The organism is Paenibacillus rigui (assembly GCF_002234615.1).
Taxonomy (GTDB): Bacteria; Bacillota; Bacilli; order Paenibacillales; family NBRC-103111; genus Paenibacillus_S; species Paenibacillus_S rigui.
The window spans coordinates 20,614-38,568 of sequence record NZ_NMQW01000050.1; the positions used below are offsets into that span (position 1 = coordinate 20,614).

Consider the following 17,955-nt stretch of genomic DNA (forward strand, 5'->3'; position numbering starts at 1 on the left):
GGCACCCCGCAAAAGGGTCCGGCCGCTTTTCTTTAGTCTTTTGTAATATAAAGCTCGGAGGCCCGTTTGCTGCTCCAATGAACTTCGCCGCCTAATTGCTCCACCAGGAAGCGTGCCGGCACAAAATAAGCTCCTCCCAGGAATTGTACGGGACTGCCCATTTCGACCTCTTGGCCGTCTACGACAGCAATCGAGCTTTCATTAGTAAAGCGAATTTCCTTCTTGCCTGTTTTGACAACTACGGTATGAGTATCATTGTCCCATTCGACCTTATAACCGAGCTGCTCGGTAATTTTGCGTACTTGTCCGTAAGCTACACCCTCGGAAATATATCCGGTGTTAGACAAATATCCGCCTTCTTGAACCCGGGAACCCATTTTTTGCAGGGTGGAGGGGTCCATTAACCAAATACTGAACTGCTTCCGCGTCAGCTTCAATTCGTCGCGAAGAAAATGATCAAGCGCCGAAGAAGGCTCTACCTGATCCATCAGCGCCTCTGAGGTTTTCAGGGAGCTCAGATCTACGGCATCCTGCCCGGCTACTACGTTCGGCTGTACGCCTCCATTGACATTCCAGCGCTCCATAGCGAACCGCACGCTGCCGCTGGTAACCCCTTTGCGCAAGCTGTGCTCACCTTTCAATTGAATGGCCAGATTGGCTTGTCTGACAATCTGCTGTTCATCCGCTAACAGGTCCAGATGCACACGCGTATCTTTCATTGCTTCGGTATCCAGCTCATCATCCAAGCCCCAAACCGACAAATACGAGAGCGCGAATTTCTCCAAACCGTAAATGCCTTCGACGGACAGCTCCTTATCCCCGAGCCACTCCTGATAAGCACCATCACCAAGCTCCAAATCCTTCAGGTAGCCGTAAATGCCATCCGCTAATTCCCTCAGCCCTTTATCGTCGAAGGTCATCGAACGGGCATACTTTCGCATGAGCCCAGGCAATTGGTCTCCCGTCACATCAATAGCAGCCTGCGTCCCTGTAACCTGTGCCCCATGAACCGTTACCTCTTTATTCGCTTCCACCTTCAGACTATCCGCGTTCGGAAGGTTTCTCACCAGCAAGCCAAGGCTCTTCTTGGCAAGCTCGCGCTCCTTCTCGCCGTTCTCCGTTGACGCGGACATCGTCCCGGCCATCCAATATACATTTTGAAATAAGTACGGCAGTTTATTCGTGAAGGCCGAGTTCTTCACCTGAATCGGATGCTTCGCTCCCTCCACTTGAACGAGCGTCCGCTCACCGTCTATGGAAAAAGCGAACGGAATGCTCCACTGCGCTTTCGCCAATGTGCCTTTCCCCGATACTTGGCCCACAAGGGTATTCACTTTCAGTTCACTCAGCTTCAGCTGAAGTCCATTCAGCATCCGGTACTCCTCTAACCTGTTGCGTTGGTAATCCGTATAGGAATCAAGACCGTCTGAATCTTCGGTTACCACTGCTTCTTCTACATCAAAATCAAATGCAAGGGATACCGAACCCTCATAAGAAGTAACCCCCGCCTCCTTCTCAAACAGCTTTAACGGGTCAAACCCGTTCACCGGCTGACAGCCGGCCAATACTAGAAATACAAGACATAGGACCATCAGTCCTTTCTTGTTCCAAAACGACATTTTCTTCCATCCCCTTCTATTTTGTAATCCTACCTACTATAAATGGGAAATATATGAAATGGCAAGTAGTTTACGAGATTTGCAGGGGCCAGAGGCAGGATTTCGCCGTCCTTCAAGAAGCCATGCGCTCGGAAGCTTATATAAATTCGAGTGTGGTCAAAAAAAAGCCTCTACAGCTCGCGTAGAGCAGTAAAGGCTTGTGGATGGATGGACGCGTCCTGCGTCTCGGTCAAACCGGTCGCTTTAACGCCTGCCGCTTCGCATTCCTTATAAAAAGAACGCTGCCGATCCCCACGAGCAGCAGGAGGATTTCAACTGTAGCCAGCGACAGCATCTGCTTCTGGTACAACGCAGGGAAGAAGTCAATGAGAGCATGCGCCGCAATCGCGTAGCCTACGTACCTGAAGCGCGACTCCCGCACGCCTTGAAGCACAAGAAGGGACAAGGCGACGTGCAGCAGCATAGCGGGAATACGCTCGAAGCCGGCCAGCAGGAAGCTGGCCAGCGTTGCGCCTGTCAGCTGCCCGACAAGCGCATCGGCGGCTTCGGCAGGCAGCTTGCCGCCGATCGCCTGCTGCAGCGTGCCCGCGCTGTACATCAGCGCGAGCACCAGCATCTGGATGCCGCCGACTACCCCGATCAGCAGCGCTTCCAAGCCGCCGTGCCCGAGGCCGAAGGCGACGCCGTCACGGAAGCTCCAGCGCTGCTTCAGCCACCAGCGAAGGCCGACATAGCGGCCCAGCTCCTCGAAAATCCCCGCGGCCAAGGCCCCGTACATGGCGTACAGCCACGGGTTTTGCAGCCAAGCGGCCGTACTCGGGTTCAGCTGCAGCATAAACACATGCAGCAGCTTCTCCAGCACCTGGGAAAACACCAGGAACACCACCGCGCCAATAAGCACCGGCTTGATGCCAATGTGCTCCCGTTTCCTTGCATAAACAAAAGCGACAACGAGCCAGATCAATACGATGCCGATCTGGAGAACCATTCCGGTTAGCGTCAATGTAGATATCGTATGCATAGTTGATCTTTTCTCCTCTCCTCTTTGCAGAAAAAAAGCAGCTCCTGTCGCCCGTTAGAGTGAGGAACTGCTTTCCATATTTCTATATGCGTGACCTTCTACGCCATATGACCTTCTATTTAACCAATCCAAGCAAAATTTCGCGGATAACCTTTGCCGCAACGATTTGCGTTTGCTCCGTAGGGTCGTAGGCAGGCGCTACTTCCACCAGATCGGCGCCGACGAGGTTCAGGTTCGCCGCCGCCATCGCGTGAATGGCACCCAGCAATTCCTTCGAAGTGATCCCGCCCGCTTCCGCCGTACCGGTACCCGGTGCGCAGGAAGGATCCAGCACGTCAATGTCGATTGTCAAATAGATCGGACGGCCTGCCAGCTCAGGCAGTACTTTGCGCAAAGGCTCAAGGACCTCGAACGGATAAAAATTAATATTCTCGCGAGCATAACGGAACTCCTCGCGGGAGCCGGAGCGGATCCCGAACTGGTACACGTTCTTGCCGCCGATCAATTCCGCTGCTTTGCGAAGCGGTGTGGAGTGGGACAACGGCTCGCCCTCATACTGCTCACGCAAATCCGCATGAGCGTCGAAATGAACGATCGCCAAATCCGGATACTTCGCGTACACTTCGCGGAAGATCGGCCAGGACACCAGGTGCTCGCCGCCCAAACCGAGCGGGAACTTGCCGTCGTTCAGCAGGCCGCGCACATAGTCGCCGATAATGTCGAGGCTGCGTGCGGCATTGCCGAAGGGCAGCAGCAAATCGCCGGCATCAAAGTATTTGATTTCTTCGAGGCTTTTGTCCAGATACGGACTGTACTCTTCCAGACCGATAGAAACCTCGCGGATCCGGGTAGGACCGAATCGTGAGCCGGGACGGAAGCTGACGGTAAAGTCCATTGGCATACCGTAAATAACCGCGCGGGACGCTTCATAATCATCAGAGCTTAAAATAAACACGTTACCGGAGTAGGCTTGATCCAAACGCATGCGTACACTTCCTTCAATAGATTACTTGCAAAGATCCTCAACGAATTTCGGCAGCGCGAAAGCCGCTTTATGCAAACGAGGGGTATAGTACTTCGTGTCGATGTCAGGAATTTTCGTTTCGTCCACTTGAAGCGGATCATATTTTTTACTTCCCATCGTGAACGTCCACAAGCCGCTTGGGTACGTAGGAATATTCGCACAGTACACGCGAACGATCGGGAAAATTTCTTTGACGTCACGGTTGACGTTCTGGATCAGCTCCGCTTTGAACCAAGGGTTATCGGTTTGGGCGACAAAGATGCCGTCTTCCTTCAACGATTCGTAGATGCCTTGGTAAAAGCCGCGGCTGAACAGCTCGACCGCAGGACCGACCGGCTCCGTGGAGTCTACCATGATCACGTCGTATGTATTTTTGTGGTCATGAATGTGCATGTAGCCGTCGTTTACTATAACCTCCACCCGAGGGTTGTCCAGCTCGCAAGCGATGGAAGGCAAAAACTTCTTCGAATATTCGATAACTTTGCCGTCGATGTCGACGAGCACCGCTTTTTCCACGTCAGGGTGCTTCATAATTTCACGAATAACACCGCCGTCGCCGCCGCCGACTACCAGCACGTGCTTCGGATTCGGATGCGTGTACAGGGCAGGGTGCGCTACCATTTCATGATAAACGAACTCATCCTTCTCCGTGGTCATAACCATACCGTCCAGCACCAGCAGGCGGCCAAATTCTACTGTATCTACAATGGCGAGATCTTGAAAATCGGTTTTCTCCGTTACAAGAGTCTCGCGAATTTTAGCTGTGATTCCATAGTTGTCCGTTTGTTTCTCTGTATACCATAATTCCATTACAGATCACCCTTCTTTCTTCAAATATCCTTTACCAATTAAGGGACTCGGTGTTTGCACGAATGAACGGGCAGTTACGCGTCAAGTTGTATTATAGTGTATCTACCTGAAAATGCAAATATAATGAGACGCGAAATGGCATTGTTCAAAAAAAATTAACGTGATTCGCCAAAACGATTGAATAGGCCCTTCTACATTTTTCCATACTGGAAAGTAAGAGGGCGCCCGCATCGGGTACCTGTAAGCATTCAGCAAACCAGCTGGGTAGAATGTATATTCCTGCGGAAAGGAGGAATGGCCGTGTCGAATCCGCGCAACAATGCTGCTTCCCCGTCTCCCAAGCCCAAAACCGAAGAGCTCCAGCCCACGGGTTGGTTCCGGCGCTTGAAATCGATTGGCTCCTTCAGCTTCTCCATGCTCATCATTGGCGCTGCGGTTTTATTCGTTCTGCTCTTATATATGCGTTCCCAAGCTTTGCCCGTTTCTCAAATGGGGCCTTCCACGGAAATTTATGATGTGCATGGCGAGGTGCTGGAGACGATGAACGGGGGCAAAAATCGGCAGGAGGTGCCTCTCGATCAAATCTCGCCGATCTTGATCCAGGCGACGCTCGCGATCGAGGACCGTAATTTCTACAATCATTATGGCTTCGATATTCGCGGAATCGCAAGGGCCGCGGTCGTCAATCTGCAGCATATGGCCAAGGTGCAGGGCGCCGGGACGATCACCCAGCAGCTCGCACGAAATTTGTACCTTTCCCATGAGCGCACTTGGACAAGAAAGCTGAAGGAGACGTACTACGCGGTGCAAATGGAGCTGCAGATGGGCAAGGATGAGATTCTGGATGAATATTTGAACCAAATTTATTACGGACATTCCACCTATGGCATTCAGGCGGCCTCCAAGCTGTTCTTCGGCAAGGATGCGAAGGAGCTGACGCTCGCGGAAAGCGCTATGCTGGCAGGCATTCCAAAGGGGCCGCGATACTACTCCCCCTATTACGATATGAAAAGCGCCAAGGAGCGGCAGGAAACCGTCCTGCAAACGATGGTGACCTCTGGCATTATTACGCAGCAGATCGCGGATCAGGCCAAGCGGGAAAAGCTGACGATTCTTCCGCTGGAGCCCAAGAAGCAAGCGATAGCCGGTTATTTCCGCGATTATGTCCGCAGCCTCGCTACCGAGAAGCTGGGCATTACCGAGGATCAGTTCGAGGACGGCGGCTACAAGGTGTATACGACGCTGGATGCATCGGCGCAAAAAATTGCCGAGGAGGTCGTCTCTACCCAGCTGGCCAAGTACGGCGAAATGCAGGCCGCTTTGGTGGCGATCGACCCGCGCAGCGGATATGTCAAGGCTATGGTTGGCGGCCGCGACTATAATCAGAACCAATACAACCGGGCCCTCTCCAATACCCGTCAGCCGGGGTCCTCGTTCAAGCCTGTCGTCTATGTGACAGCACTGCAGCAGAAGCAGTATACCGCGGTGACGAGGTTCAAAAGCGAGCCGATGACGTTCACCTACGATAACGGACGCCAGACGTATACGCCCGGCAACTTCGGCAACACATATAATGGCTGGATCGATCTCAGGCAAGCGATTGCCAAGTCGGACAACATTTTCGCCGTGCATACCATTCTGGACGTCGGTCCGGAAAATGTCATCGCCATGGCGCGTAAAATGGGCATCAACAGCCCGATGAAGCCGCTGCCTTCCTTGGCGCTCGGGACGTACCCCGTTAGCCCATTTGAGATGGCTTCCGCATTCGGCATCTTCGCGAACCAAGGGGTGCGGGTCGAGCCGACGGCGATTGTACGCATTGAGGATAACCGGGGGAAAACCGTCTATGCATCGGCACCCGCCCAAGAAAAGGTCATCGAGCCTTCCTATACTTACGTCATGACGCAGCTGATGGAGAGCGTGTTCGAGACCGGAGGCACAGGCAACCGGGTATCCGCCGTGCTGAAGCGCCCCGTGGCCGGAAAAACCGGCACGACGAACACCGATGCCTGGCTTGTCGGCTACACGCCGGAGCTTTCCACCGCCGTCTGGGTCGGCTACGATAAAGACCGCAATATTAATGCGGTGGAATCGCACCTGGCCGCACCGATCTTCGCGGACTTTACCGAGCGCGCGCTGGAATCGGTACCGCCGAAGCTATTTGAGGCCCCGGACAACGTTGTGAGCGTCTACATTGATCAGGCCACCGGCAAGCTGGCGAACGACAGCTGCCCGAACTCCCGGCTGGAGGCGTTCGTTCAAGGCACCGAGCCGACGGAGTACTGCACCGAGCAGCCTGCGAAGGACAACGCAGCACCGTCCAAGCCGAAAGGCAACGGCACGTGGTGGCAGGATTTGAAGCGCTGGTGGAATGAATAAGCAGCGCCCCTCCAGGGTGAACAACCATCCTGACATGAGGTTGTAGACAAAAATGCGCCCCATCCCGCTTCTCCGGCGGGTTGGGGCGCGTTTTTCGGTTTGGGCAGCGGTACGTACGAGCCGCGATCTATTTTCGAGCGATAAGCATGAACCGCTGCGCATTCGTGCGAATGCCTTGGGGCGTCGAATGCTCAGCAACAAACCGGGCCAGGCATGCAGCGTCCCCCTCCATTTGACCGTAGTCAGGAATGATCGGCGTATGGGCAAGAAGGAATGACAGATCGTCCACGGATTCATAATACTCAACTGTATCCCATTCCAGGATTTCGAGCTCGCGGAACGCGGCAGCAGATAGTTCCTCTTTGTACTTCTGAAGCAAAGCCCCCGCTTGGGTATCCAGGTGCTGGCCTCGGCCGAACGCCTGCTTCAAAAGCCATTTGTCCCGTTCTCCAACCTGCTGTGTCAGGAAATACCCGCCCGGCCGGAGCACTCGCGCCGCCTCATTCGCATCGAATGCGGAATGGCGGCAGGTCACCAGGTCAAAAAAGCCATCAGGGAAGTCCAGCCGACGCGCATCCATCCTCAAAAAACGGACGTTCGGCTTCGCCAGCTTGCGTCCGTTGTCCACGGCCGTTCGGACCATGGACTCGGAGCGGTCAATGCCTACCAGCAGCAAAGCCTCCTCCGCATGCGGCAGTATCCGCTCTCCCCCTCCCGTACCGATATCGAGCCACAGTGCGGAGCGCCCGCAGCGCTTGGCCGATTCTTCGTACACATCCCGTTCTTCGCCCTCGATCCGGCTTCTAACCGAGCTGAAATCCCATCCGTTGGCAAGGCCGATCCGATCGTAAAACAGTTGTTCCTCTTCTTCCGCCATCCTGAATTCCCCCTATTCATTAATGATATATTTACCGCCTTTACAGCTGCTTCATGCTGGTAAAATAATAAGCGCTTCCATATCCAATGGGCAAGTGACTGTTTTTTTCTACTCAAACTCGGCGTCAGTTAGCCCGTCTTATTGAAATTGCATTTGCTCCCCCTTATGCTAAAGAGAAAGAAACGGAAACCTTAGGAGGCGTTCCCATGAACCTTGCATTACAGTCGATCCATACGTTGACCCGGCAGTTCGAAGCAGCAGGCATCCCGTACGCCTCAGGCGGCAGCGGCTTGCTCTACAGTCTCGGCCTTGCCAGACAGGTACGTGATTGGGATCTAACCACGGATGCCGCTTATGGGGAAGTGGCCGTAATTTTAGACGAGCTGGGGTTGGTTTGGCATCGCGCAGCGGCTGGGGATTATCCTTTTGCAAGCAGCTATCGGATAACGATCAAGGAGGCTGCGGATGCCTCTGGAGAGACGATGCCGATCGATTTGATCGGAAGCTTCGCCATCCATAGCGAATCCGGCCTATGCCGGCTCCCGAGTCTTGCGGCGTTCGAATGGGAGGGGTTGCGCATGGCCTCCCCGGAAGTATGGGCCGCAGCCTATTCCCTTATGGGCAGGCAAGACAAAGCGGAGGCGCTATGGTCGTATCTCCGGCAGCACGGCGCCAATAAGAGAGCGGTGTCCCGGATGGCTGCCGAACCGCTTCCTCCGGGAATCCGATCCAGGCTGATGGAAATTCCGGCAGCCGAGGGTACGGAATAAGGTATGGAACAAGGCCCAAAGCCCAGCCGCCATTTCATAGGGTTGCAGAAAAAGTTGCGGCTGCATGGACGGATCGTTCTTCCGATCGCTATTGTCCTTTTTCCGCTCATACAGAAACTTCCTTCCCCTCCGCAGCGTTTAATAAGGAAAGACCCAAGTGCTTCCACTCTTGGAAATTCCAATACAGCAGGGCAGGGATCCTACTTTGAAAATGAAACTAAAAAAATCATGGAAGACCTGGATGACCGTCGGTCTGATCTGCATCGCTCCTTTGTTAGGCCTGTACGGTATGAATGAGGCGGTAAAAACGGAAGCCTCCCGCTACATCGTCAGCCCGGAGAACGCTCCTCAAGCCGATGCGATTCTCGTGCTGGGAGCAAGAGTTTATTCGAACGGCTCCGTATCCAGCATATTGAATGACCGGCTCGAGACCGCCCTGGAGCTTGCGCAGGCCGGCAAATCCGACCGCTTTATTGTCAGCGGCGACCATGGCCAAGTCGAATACGATGAAGTGAACACGATGCGCAGCTTCCTCGAGGCGCGCCAAATCCCGCGAGAGCATATTTTTATGGACCACGCCGGGTTCAGCACCTATGAAAGCATGTACCGGGCCCGGGATATTTTCCAGGTAAAGAAGGTATTGATCGTCACCCAGCAGTACCACTTGATGCGGGCGGTATATACAGCTCGTCAAATGGGATTGGAGGCGTACGGCATCGCGTCCGACAAGCAGTCGTACCCGGGGATGCCCCGCTATGAGCTTCGCGAGGTGCTTGCCCGCAGCAAAGATTTCGTATGGCTTCATCTGCTGAAGCCGAAGCCTACTTATCTTGGCGACCCGATTCCGATTACAGGCGACGGGCGCTTGACCGCAGATCGTTGACATATTCCTTCTTTTAACAAAATGTCCAATAACGCCGCTTGAAGAGAGGCGTGGATTAGGCATACAATAGAACAATAACCGTTAGCAGGAAAGGTCGCATCTATGAAGCTCATATTAGACCGTGTTCATATCCGCCCCTTCACCTTGGCCGACGCAGAGCCGCTTAGGGAGCTGCGGGTGCATAACCGGGACTATTTCCGTCCGTACGAGCCGGCGCGACCGGACAGTCATTTCACTTTGGATTATCAGAAGGACCTGATTCGCACCAGCTGGCGGGATGCCCAGAAGGATGCAGGCTACATATTCGGTATTTTCCTGAATGAAAATGCCAAGCTGATCGGACGCGTCTCCCTGACCGCCGTGTTCCGGGGACCGTGGCAGAATGCGAACATCGGCTATTATATGGATCAGCGATACACGGGCTGCGGCTACATGACGGAGGCCGTTCGCTTGGCGATCCAGTATGCTTTTACCGAAATCGGTCTGCATCGCCTGCAAGGCGCTGTGATGCCGCGCAATACCCGGAGTATCCGGGTGCTGGAGAAGGCGGGCTTTCGTTACGAAGGCTTGGCGCGCAGCTATCTCCATATTCATGAGGTGTGGGAGGATCACGGGATCTATGCCATGACCAGCGAAGAATGGGATACTGAGGCAAGACAGAGAGTGGGAATGATTCCTTAGCAAGGAGAACGCCATCATGTTGATTGAATTAGGAGTATATGCACTTCTTTCTTTTGTCTTACTGCGAGTTATTCTTAAAAAGCCCCAGCTCGGGGCAGGCTATGCTGCAAGCTCGCTTGTGTTTTTTTCAACGACACTATGGTTCGTTACGTTTTTCAGCAAGGCGCCGGTAGAGCTTTTCCATATTGGGAATGCGCTGTGGCCCATTCACGATTTGATCAACCTGCTGACGTATGCCATCATTTCCTTGATCGCAGCCGTCGTTTCATATGTATTTCCCGATCGTTCGATGAAAAGGATCTGGAGACGCGGCGTTGTACTGGGAGCCGTATGCTCCTTCTTCTATACACTGCTGACCAGCAGCTTGGGCTTCTTCCTTATATAGCGGAGATGCAGCGGAATATAATATGTAGAGATGGAAAATAGGGAGGCTACCGCGATGGAAAAAATAGCTGTCCTGTCGGACATACACGGGAATATTCCCGCACTCGATGCCGTACTCGATGATATTCGCGGCCGCGGCCTCGCACGCGTTATTTGCCTCGGGGATCTGGTCGGCAAAGGGCCTCACCCGGAGGTGGCGGTGGACCGGATTCGCGAGGTATGCGATACGGTCGTCATGGGCAACTGGGACCATCTGGTCGCCCAGCCAACCGAGCATGAGGACCTGCGGTGGCACCAGAGGCGTCTGGGTGAAGAACGGCTCCGCTGGCTCGGCAGCCTTCCCTTCTCACATGAGCTCTTGATGAGCGGCAAAACCATCCGCCTCTTCCACGCCTCTCCCGTTAGCGTCTATACCCGCGTACAGCCGTGGGCGCCAATGGAAGACCGGCTTGCGATGTTCGAGCATACGGAGCAGACCGGAACGCCGGCCGACGGACGGCTGCCCGATGTCGTCGGGTACGGCGATATCCATAATGCTTATGTGCAGCATTTTCAGGGACGCACCCTGTTCAATACCGGAAGCGTAGGCAATCCGCTGGAGCTTCCTCAGGCCTCCTATGCGATATTGGAAGGACAGGCAGGCAGCTCCAGTCCGGCCTCCTTCTCCATTCAGCTGGTTCGTGTGCCTTATGACATCGAGCTTGCGGTTCGCCAGGCGGAGGAGGAGCAGATGCCGGCGCTCGCCCCCTACATTCAAGAGCTGCGGACCGGCCGTTACCGGGGACTTAAGGATAAGGGGTAACCGATGGTTGATGCGGCAAAAATAATACACAAAAAGGCAGACCCGGGGGTCTGCCTTTTTGCTGTCCTAGTATATGTTGCATATACTAGGCATTAGTATACATCGTAGCCACGGAATTGTACAATGGACGTCACATAATGTACATATTTTCAGCCAAGAGCCTCTTTTAAATCGTCGTTGGAGTTGTCCCACATCGCGGGATTGTACTCCATCAGCAGTTTCTTCAATGCGGCTTTCTCGCGTTCGCCCAAATTTTCAAGCATAATGCGGCGTTTCAGCGCGTAATCCATCCGGTTTACATGATCGGCAAGAATCTTCCAGCCGCGCTTGGCTTCCGGGTCCACCGTCATCTCGCAGGACGTCACGCCCGCGTAATACATCCCCGTTTCCTTGCGGTCCGCAGCAACCCAGACGATGAAGCAGGTCCGGCCGTTCGGCGCATCCTCTTTGTTCACGGAAAACTTGATTCCCTTCTCCACCTTGCTCTTCGCATGCAGCGCTCCCATATCCAGGTACGCCTCGTCCCCGTCTATAATGACGCTGGACAGCTGGCTTAGATCGATTGACCCCGCGCCAAACCCTTTATGCTCCACCTTGCCGCTGACAATATTTAGAGCATTCAGCTTCTTCGGCTTGTCTGCCGGCTGATTGTTATTTATATCCATGGAGGCACCGTCCCATTTGCTGAAATATTTTTGGTTTCCATCCCATTTTAGCGAATAACGACGGGTCATTTCCAGTCATAATTAAAAAAATTTCTTCCGGCCCCGTCGCTGCGGGTGAAAACTCTTTTTGGACGAGACAGAAATATTCCTCGGAATGACGACATATACATGCTGTAGATGCTTGTCAACGGGGTGAAAAAGTGATGAAAAATGTTATCGGCAACCGACTTGCACAATGGTGTTTCTTACTTGTACTAGCCGGCGGCACCGCGTTTGTAAGCCAAGCCCTGCTCGGCACAAGCACCGGCACCGCACCCGAGACCGCTTCGTTGGTATCCGGCTCATGGGTGGCTGCCAAAGGCTCCGGCGCCCTCGGCTCCATTCCGCTGCGCCCTGTCACCATGACCTCCCCCTCCTTGAAAGGGGAGCCGGATTTTCTGACGTATGCCAAGGATTTATCGTTTGCCGACGGATCCTCCCTCGGTCTGCAGCAAGCCCTGCCCGTCTCATCTCGGGTGCTCGCCCCTGCGGGAGCCGCCCAGTCCCCTGCACCGCCCAGCCTGCCGGCCAAGCCGGTGGAGAAGCCCGCTCCCACTCCGCTCAGCAACCGCATCGTAGAATATCACTTAAACGTGGAGCTGGATGCTCAGGGCAAGCTGCTGAACGGCACCTCCTCCCTCACCTGGAAAAACCCTGGAAGCGTGCCGGTGCAGGAGCTGTATTTTCACCTGTATCCGAACGCATTTGAATCGAAAAAAACGACCTTCATGGAAGAGTCCGGAGGCAAGCTGCGCAACGACAAGAGCCATGACGGCAGCCTGGGCGGGATGACGGTCAGCAGCATGAAAACGCTGGATGGTGAAGAGCTCGCCTCCAAAATGGAATATGTTCAGCCGGATGACGCGAATAAAAATGATCGCACCTTAATGAAGGTCACACTTCCGAAAGCCGTCAACCCAGGAGAGAAGATCACCCTGAATACGGCATTTCAGGTGAAGCTGCCCGCCGTCTTTGCCCGGATGGGGTATGCCGACGACTTCGTGATGGCCGGCCAATGGTTCCCGAAAATTGCGGTGTACGAGCCGACAGGCGTCAGAGGCCGGACCGTGGAAGGCTGGAATTTGCATCAATATCACGGCAACTCTGAATTTTATGCGGATTTCGGCATTTATGACGTGCGGATTAAAGTCCCGACCAACTACACGGTAGCGGCAACCGGGTTCCCGTTGAAGCCGCCTGCCGATGACGGCAAGGTCAAAACGTATGCCTTCTATTCGGATGACGTGCATGATTTTGCCTGGGCCGCTTCCCCTAACTTCGTGTATTACGAGGAGCCGTACGCCACGCAGCAAATACCGGGAGTACGCATCAAGCTGTACCTTGATCCGAAGCACGAGAACCTGAAGGCCCGTTACATGACTGCCGCCAAAAAAGCGCTCGCCCGCTACTCGCAGTGGTACGGCAGCTATCCGTACTCCACCCTATCCATCGTCATCCCTCCGGAAAATGGCAACGGGGCTGGGGGAATGGAATATCCGACCCTGATCACCGGCTGGGGAGCAGCTGAGGACAACCCCGATCTGGAGCTTGAACGGGTCATTGTCCATGAGATCGGCCATCAATACTGGTATGGCATGGTCGCGAGCAACGAATTCGAGGAAGCCTGGCTGGACGAGGGGTTCACTTCTTATGCGGAAGACCGGCTGATGGAGCTGGAGTACGGCGTAAAGTCGAATTTGACGGTAGAGTCCAGCTACATAACATCCCCCGAAGCGCTGAAGCAGGACTCCTGGAACTACGGGAAGCATGACGAGTACGCAGAAAACGTATATACCCGCGCCAAGCTGGTTCTGAAGTCGATTGAGCGTCAAATAGGAACAGATGTGATGGACCGTGTGCTTAAAACCTACTTCCAGCGCTGGAAATTCAAGCATCCGACAACAGCCGATTTCCAGAAGGTGCTGGAGGATACGACCAAGACGAGCTGGGCCGAGTTTTTCGAGCAATATGTGTACAGCGGCTTCATGGTCGACTACGGCATCACCAGCATTCAGTCCAAAAAGGTGACGAGCGACGGCCAGTCTCTGTATGAGAATACGATACGTATTCAAAAGCATGGGGGCACGTATCATGCGGTGCCGATCCGGTTCCATTTTGCAGACGGCTCGCAGATCGATAAAATGTGGGACGGCATTGATTCGGACGTCCAATTCAAGCTGATGCATCAAGCCCCGATTCAATGGGTCGCGATTGATCCGCAGCACACGATTGTATTGGAGAATAAACGCATTAACAGCTTTATGAAAACGAATGTCGATCCGAAGCTATCCGTACGCTGGAATTTGGGTGTCGTGAAATTTATGGAGACCTTGTTTGGATGGGTCGCCTGGTAAAGGAGGGAGCGTATCATGTGGAAGCTATTGAAAACCGGCCTGGCCATAGCTTGGTACCAGCCTTTTGCAGTATGTACGCTGTTCGTCTACAATCTGCTGTGGGGCCTGCTGCTATATAAGCTGGTCCGCTCCGTCGCCGTCCCTTTGCTCCACCGTTACCCCGGACAAGAGCTATCTCGTGAAGCCGTGCAGTTGTTCTGGGTCGAGGGACAGTTCCAAATCACCAAAACCGACCTGATCCATTCTTATTTATGGTGGGGGCTGGGCTTGCTCGTCGCGCGGATGCTGCTCAGTCCGATGCTCAATGCCGGGGTTTACTACTCCCTCCATCATCAGGAGCTGAATGCCGGTTATCGGTTTGTCCGCGGCGTTCGCAAGCTGACGCTTCCTTTCCTCGGGTTGTATGTCGTGCAGATGGCCTTAACCCTAGCTCCCCTCTACTTCCTGTATACCCGGGGGGCCGGAAGCTTTCAGCATCATACTTCACTGGAGGGCTTCGCCTGGGATATACTTCCCCTCCTGGGAGGCTTCCTGCTCTACAATTTCCTGCTGCAGACCTTATTCATGCACCTGCAGATCGGCATGGTCAGCGAAAAGCCGCTTTCGTTCTCTATGGTTTTGCTGCTCCGCAACGCAGTAACCGCTGTACTGCTGGCCGCAGTCATCGTACTCATTACACTGATCTTATCCGCCGCCGTCATGACGTCCGCGATGATTTGGGCCGGCTTCGCTACGCTGCTCGGCTTCCAGCTGTACCGTTTCCTTCATATGTTTTGTAAAATGTGGTCCATTACGGCGCAATATGCGATCTGGAATGCGAAAAGCGAGTAAGGGAGTAAATGCAGAGGAAATTTAATTTGATGGTGGGCACTCGACTTGAAGCTTTAGCGAGGCGGAAGCTTTCGTGAAGCTCAAGCCTGCAGCTGGCAGTAGCAATAAGGCTATAATAACAAGGTAAGGCCGTCCGGGTTCGGGCGGTCTTTTTTTGACGAGCAAAAAAAATAGGTTCTCTGACAAACATACAGGATCGCTTATAAAGTGCCAATCCCCTCGAACACTTCCCCCGACATTCGGTATGCAAAATCCTCATTCATTTCTTTAAAAGGATGTCATTCCTAGCCAAATTTTGTCGAACTCGATTAAAGGAATGTCTTCTTCCGGTCGATAAATAAAACGGTGACGAAGGAAAAAGCCTTATTCTTACGGGATTCGCATGCCTTCTTCAAAAGGTTTCACATTATCGCTTTAAATTTGTGAACAATTTGTGACAACGGCAGGAAAATAGCGGTAAAGATCGAATTGTAGTAGTCGAAACAAAATAAACGTACATATTGCCGAATTTCCACAGATTGGAAAACGGGGGATCCACACCCGGGTGAATTGATCTCGCAACAGAGTGATCATAGGGAACCTTCAACCGAACCCTTAAGCTAACCTCGTAGGCACCGGAAGGGGACAATTTCATTGAAAAGGTTTTTTGGTTTTGCCGTATCCGTGGCATTGTTTTGCAGTGTTCAAGTAGGAAGCGCTTTTGCTGAAACACCGTTGAGCCAAGCTGTGAACGAAGAGTTGGGTGCCCCTTACAAATGGGCTGGCACTACAGCGAAAGGCTTCGACTGCTCCGGCTACACTTCCTTCGTGTTCGACAAGTTTGGCATCGATCTGCCGCACACATCGGCAGGACAAGCTACACTTGGCACAACAATCAGCCAGGATCAGCTCCGCCCAGGCGATCTCGTGTTCTTCAACACGGGCGGCAAAGGAATTTCGCATGTGGGCATTTACGTTGGTAACGGAAAAATGTATCACTCCGCAACCAATCAAGGTGTCATCGTAACTAGCCTTAGCGAGTCCTACTACGCAAAGCGTTACGTCACCGCCAAACGGATTTTGTCAGACGACCAGTTCGAACAGCTGATGACTGACAATTCCTAAACGAGAAGTAGGACCAGTTTCTATAGCTCGGTTCCAACCAACGTATTAGAACGCTTCAATGGAATGATCCTTATCAATGGCCCTCAGTGATTGCACCGTCACGCCCCTGGCGTTCGGACAAGCCTGAGGGCTTTCTTTCTCTCCAGCTTCTATTTCTATTTGGACTCATTACCCTTATATGCCATAATGCGAATCAATGGATGCCCGAATTACTGGTAACATTCATTCCCCGGAAGGAGCGGCCTGACCATGATTTTATTCGTGCACCGCAAGGATCTGCGGGTCGACGATCTGCCGGCGTGGGATGCCATCCGCGCCCGCGGCAAGCAAAGCCTGCATGTGCTCATTCTGGACCCGTTCCTGCTGAAACGGGAACGCCATCTGGAGCACAGCGGGATCAACTTCCTGCAGCATGCCGCCCGGCTGCAGAAGCTGTACCAGGCAGCCGGCCAGCGGCTGCACGTGCTCTACGGCGAGCCGGCAGCGGTGGTGAGCGGGCTTCTCGCGTCGCATCCGGTGGAGGAGCTCGTGTTCCACGAGGACTTCACCCCCTATGCTACGCATCGTGACCGGCAGCTGCGCGCAACAGCGGAGGCTGCCGGGGTGGCCGTCACCGCGTACGACGAGCAGAGCTTGGTCGACCTGCGCGAGTTCCAGCGCGGGTCGGGGCGCAGCGAGCCGTACAAGGTGTTCACGCCCTTTTACCGGAAGTGGAGCGACTATCTGCTCCACTTCTACCGCCCCGCGTCGGCCGTGCACGTACGCGAGCTCGCTACGGCGGAGCTTCACCCCTCCGCCGCCGAGGCCTTTGCGCTGCCGCCGGAGCTGGCGGCGAGCCTGGCCGCAAGCCGCGGCGCGGAAGCCGGGCACGCCGGCGGATCCACGGCGCTGGCGCCGGATCCGCACCGCGTGCTGGGCGGCTTCCTCGCGGAGCGGCTGCGCAGCTACGCCGACGGGCGCGACCGGTTCGCGCACGAGGCGACGAGCCGGCTGAGCCGGCACGTCAACGTCGGCGCAATCTCCGTGCGCGCCGTGTACGAGGCGCTGCTGGCCCACCCGCAGCGGGAGGCATGGCTGCGCCAGCTCGCCTGGCGCGACTTTTACATCTACCAGGCGCGGCTCGACGCCCACTTTTTCACGTACGAGAAGCGCTACGATTTGTCCACGCTCGACAACCGCCATTTTCAGGCCTGGTGTGAGGCGCGCACCGGCATTCCTATCATCGACGCAGCGATGACCGAGCTCAACACGACCGGATGGATGCCGAACCGGTTGCGGATGGTCACCGCGATGTTTCTGACCAAAAACCTGCTGTGCCCTTTCCCCTACGGAGAACAATACTTTCGTTACAAGCTGAGCGATTACGATAATACGCTGAACCGCGGAGGCTGGCTCTGGTGCGCCTCGCTCGGCTTCGATGCGGCGCCTTACTTCCGGATCATGAACCCCGTCACACAATCGGAGACACATGACCCGGAGGGGACCTACATTCGCCGCTGGCTTCCGGAGCTGGCTCATTTGCCGGATAAAACCATCCACCGGCCGCAGTTGCACGCCATTGTAGACCTTAAAACGTCGAGGACCCAAGCGATTGACGTATACCGAGGGCTTCTGCACAGCTGGACTGACGCTTAACCATGTCAAAAAGAACCTGGCCCCGTCAGCTCAAAGCGCACGGGGCCAGGTTCATTGCTTTTTTTACATCTAGTAAC

Annotated in this window: 16 protein-coding genes and 1 riboswitch; of the genes, 10 read left to right on the forward strand and 6 right to left on the reverse strand. The window is 54.3% G+C overall.

What is annotated here, in order from left to right; all coding sequences use genetic code 11:
• Positions 1-32 precede the first annotated feature (32 nt).
• The 4 genes from CF651_RS26995 to speE form a co-directional block, all read right to left on the reverse strand.
• The gene (locus CF651_RS26995; RefSeq protein ID WP_094017967.1) at positions 33-1,619 is read right to left on the reverse strand and encodes a copper amine oxidase N-terminal domain-containing protein; all 1,587 of its coding nucleotides are present in this window, start codon (positions 1,617-1,619) and stop codon (positions 33-35) included.
• Between the two features lie 229 nt (positions 1,620-1,848).
• Entirely contained in the window at positions 1,849-2,640 is a 792-nt protein-coding gene (locus tag CF651_RS27000) for a YhfC family intramembrane metalloprotease (protein WP_094017968.1), read from the reverse strand.
• A gap of 115 nt (positions 2,641-2,755) precedes the next feature.
• Positions 2,756-3,625, reverse strand: a complete 870-nt coding sequence (gene speB, locus CF651_RS27005) for an agmatinase (protein ID WP_094017969.1) — start codon at positions 3,623-3,625, stop codon at positions 2,756-2,758.
• A gap of 21 nt (positions 3,626-3,646) precedes the next feature.
• Positions 3,647-4,474, reverse strand: a complete 828-nt coding sequence (speE, locus tag CF651_RS27010; RefSeq protein WP_094017970.1) for a polyamine aminopropyltransferase — start codon at positions 4,472-4,474, stop codon at positions 3,647-3,649.
• 300 nt (positions 4,475-4,774) lie between these two features.
• Here speE and CF651_RS27015 point away from each other — a divergent pair, with 300 nt between their 5' ends.
• Complete coding sequence (locus CF651_RS27015) at positions 4,775-6,853, forward strand: transglycosylase domain-containing protein (RefSeq protein WP_425436335.1); 2,079 nt, start codon at positions 4,775-4,777, stop codon at positions 6,851-6,853.
• Positions 6,854-6,980: 127 nt separating this feature from the next.
• On the opposite strand, the gene CF651_RS27020 is transcribed toward CF651_RS27015, so the two are convergent.
• Positions 6,981-7,730 (reverse strand): class I SAM-dependent methyltransferase, encoded by a 750-nt coding sequence (locus CF651_RS27020; protein WP_094017972.1) that lies wholly within the window; start codon positions 7,728-7,730, stop codon positions 6,981-6,983.
• Positions 7,731-7,936: 206 nt separating this feature from the next.
• On the opposite strand from CF651_RS27020, the gene CF651_RS27025 reads away from it, so the two are divergent.
• The 5 genes from CF651_RS27025 to CF651_RS27045 all read left to right on the forward strand — a co-directional run bounded on the left by CF651_RS27025 (position 7,937) and on the right by CF651_RS27045 (position 11,250).
• Positions 7,937-8,500, forward strand: coding sequence for a hypothetical protein (locus CF651_RS27025; RefSeq protein WP_094017973.1), 564 nt, complete (start codon positions 7,937-7,939; stop codon positions 8,498-8,500).
• A gap of 211 nt (positions 8,501-8,711) precedes the next feature.
• The gene (locus CF651_RS27030) at positions 8,712-9,383 is read left to right on the forward strand and encodes a SanA/YdcF family protein (RefSeq protein ID WP_094018011.1); all 672 of its coding nucleotides are present in this window, start codon (positions 8,712-8,714) and stop codon (positions 9,381-9,383) included.
• A 102-nt stretch (positions 9,384-9,485) separates the two neighbouring features.
• Complete coding sequence (locus tag CF651_RS27035) at positions 9,486-10,064, forward strand: GNAT family N-acetyltransferase (protein ID WP_094017974.1); 579 nt, start codon at positions 9,486-9,488, stop codon at positions 10,062-10,064.
• Between the two features lie 16 nt (positions 10,065-10,080).
• Positions 10,081-10,449, forward strand: a complete 369-nt coding sequence (locus CF651_RS27040) for a hypothetical protein (protein WP_094017975.1) — start codon at positions 10,081-10,083, stop codon at positions 10,447-10,449.
• Positions 10,450-10,503: 54 nt separating this feature from the next.
• Positions 10,504-11,250 carry a metallophosphoesterase family protein gene (locus CF651_RS27045; RefSeq protein ID WP_094017976.1) on the forward strand — a complete coding sequence of 249 codons (747 nt, stop codon included), beginning with the start codon at positions 10,504-10,506 and terminating at the stop codon, positions 11,248-11,250.
• Positions 11,251-11,399: 149 nt separating this feature from the next.
• On the opposite strand, the gene CF651_RS27050 is transcribed toward CF651_RS27045, so the two are convergent.
• Positions 11,400-11,915: a YwhD family protein gene (locus tag CF651_RS27050; protein ID WP_094018012.1), complete on the reverse strand. Its 516-nt coding sequence runs from the start codon at positions 11,913-11,915 to the stop codon at positions 11,400-11,402.
• Between the two features lie 203 nt (positions 11,916-12,118).
• Between CF651_RS27050 and CF651_RS27055 the strand changes: the two genes are divergently transcribed.
• The 4 genes from CF651_RS27055 (at position 12,119) to CF651_RS27070 (ending at position 17,878) form a co-directional block, all read left to right on the forward strand.
• Entirely contained in the window at positions 12,119-14,308 is a 2,190-nt protein-coding gene (locus CF651_RS27055) for a M1 family metallopeptidase (RefSeq protein WP_094017977.1), read from the forward strand.
• 15 nt (positions 14,309-14,323) lie between these two features.
• A complete protein-coding gene (locus CF651_RS27060; protein ID WP_094017978.1) occupies positions 14,324-15,139 on the forward strand; it encodes a hypothetical protein in 816 nt (271 codons plus the stop codon).
• 491 nt (positions 15,140-15,630) lie between these two features.
• A riboswitch (cyclic di-AMP (ydaO/yuaA leader) is annotated at positions 15,631-15,768 on the forward strand.
• A 4-nt stretch (positions 15,769-15,772) separates the two neighbouring features.
• Positions 15,773-16,243 carry a C40 family peptidase gene (locus CF651_RS27065; protein WP_094017979.1) on the forward strand — a complete coding sequence of 157 codons (471 nt, stop codon included), beginning with the start codon at positions 15,773-15,775 and terminating at the stop codon, positions 16,241-16,243.
• Between the two features lie 249 nt (positions 16,244-16,492).
• Positions 16,493-17,878, forward strand: a complete 1,386-nt coding sequence (locus CF651_RS27070) for a cryptochrome/photolyase family protein (RefSeq protein ID WP_094017980.1) — start codon at positions 16,493-16,495, stop codon at positions 17,876-17,878.
• The last annotated feature ends 77 nt before the right edge of the window (positions 17,879-17,955 follow it).

What these genes read in the sequence shown, in the direction of transcription:
- CF651_RS26995 (WP_094017967.1), bottom strand. Translation starts at nt 1,619, where the DNA reads ATGTCGTTTTGGAACAAGAAAGGACTGATGGTCCTATGTCTTGTATTT.
- CF651_RS27000 (WP_094017968.1), bottom strand. Translation starts at nt 2,640, where the DNA reads ATGCATACGATATCTACATTGACGCTAACCGGAATGGTTCTCCAGATC.
- speB (WP_094017969.1), bottom strand. Translation starts at nt 3,625, where the DNA reads ATGCGTTTGGATCAAGCCTACTCCGGTAACGTGTTTATTTTAAGCTCT.
- speE (WP_094017970.1), bottom strand. Translation starts at nt 4,474, where the DNA reads ATGGAATTATGGTATACAGAGAAACAAACGGACAACTATGGAATCACA.
- CF651_RS27020 (WP_094017972.1), bottom strand. Translation starts at nt 7,730, where the DNA reads ATGGCGGAAGAAGAGGAACAACTGTTTTACGATCGGATCGGCCTTGCC.
- CF651_RS27025 (WP_094017973.1), top strand. Translation starts at nt 7,937, where the DNA reads ATGAACCTTGCATTACAGTCGATCCATACGTTGACCCGGCAGTTCGAA.
- CF651_RS27030 (WP_094018011.1), top strand. Translation starts at nt 8,712, where the DNA reads ATGAAACTAAAAAAATCATGGAAGACCTGGATGACCGTCGGTCTGATC.
- CF651_RS27035 (WP_094017974.1), top strand. Translation starts at nt 9,486, where the DNA reads ATGAAGCTCATATTAGACCGTGTTCATATCCGCCCCTTCACCTTGGCC.
- CF651_RS27040 (WP_094017975.1), top strand. Translation starts at nt 10,081, where the DNA reads ATGTTGATTGAATTAGGAGTATATGCACTTCTTTCTTTTGTCTTACTG.
- CF651_RS27045 (WP_094017976.1), top strand. Translation starts at nt 10,504, where the DNA reads ATGGAAAAAATAGCTGTCCTGTCGGACATACACGGGAATATTCCCGCA.
- CF651_RS27050 (WP_094018012.1), bottom strand. Translation starts at nt 11,915, where the DNA reads ATGGATATAAATAACAATCAGCCGGCAGACAAGCCGAAGAAGCTGAAT.
- CF651_RS27055 (WP_094017977.1), top strand. Translation starts at nt 12,119, where the DNA reads ATGAAAAATGTTATCGGCAACCGACTTGCACAATGGTGTTTCTTACTT.
- CF651_RS27060 (WP_094017978.1), top strand. Translation starts at nt 14,324, where the DNA reads ATGTGGAAGCTATTGAAAACCGGCCTGGCCATAGCTTGGTACCAGCCT.
- CF651_RS27070 (WP_094017980.1), top strand. Translation starts at nt 16,493, where the DNA reads ATGATTTTATTCGTGCACCGCAAGGATCTGCGGGTCGACGATCTGCCG.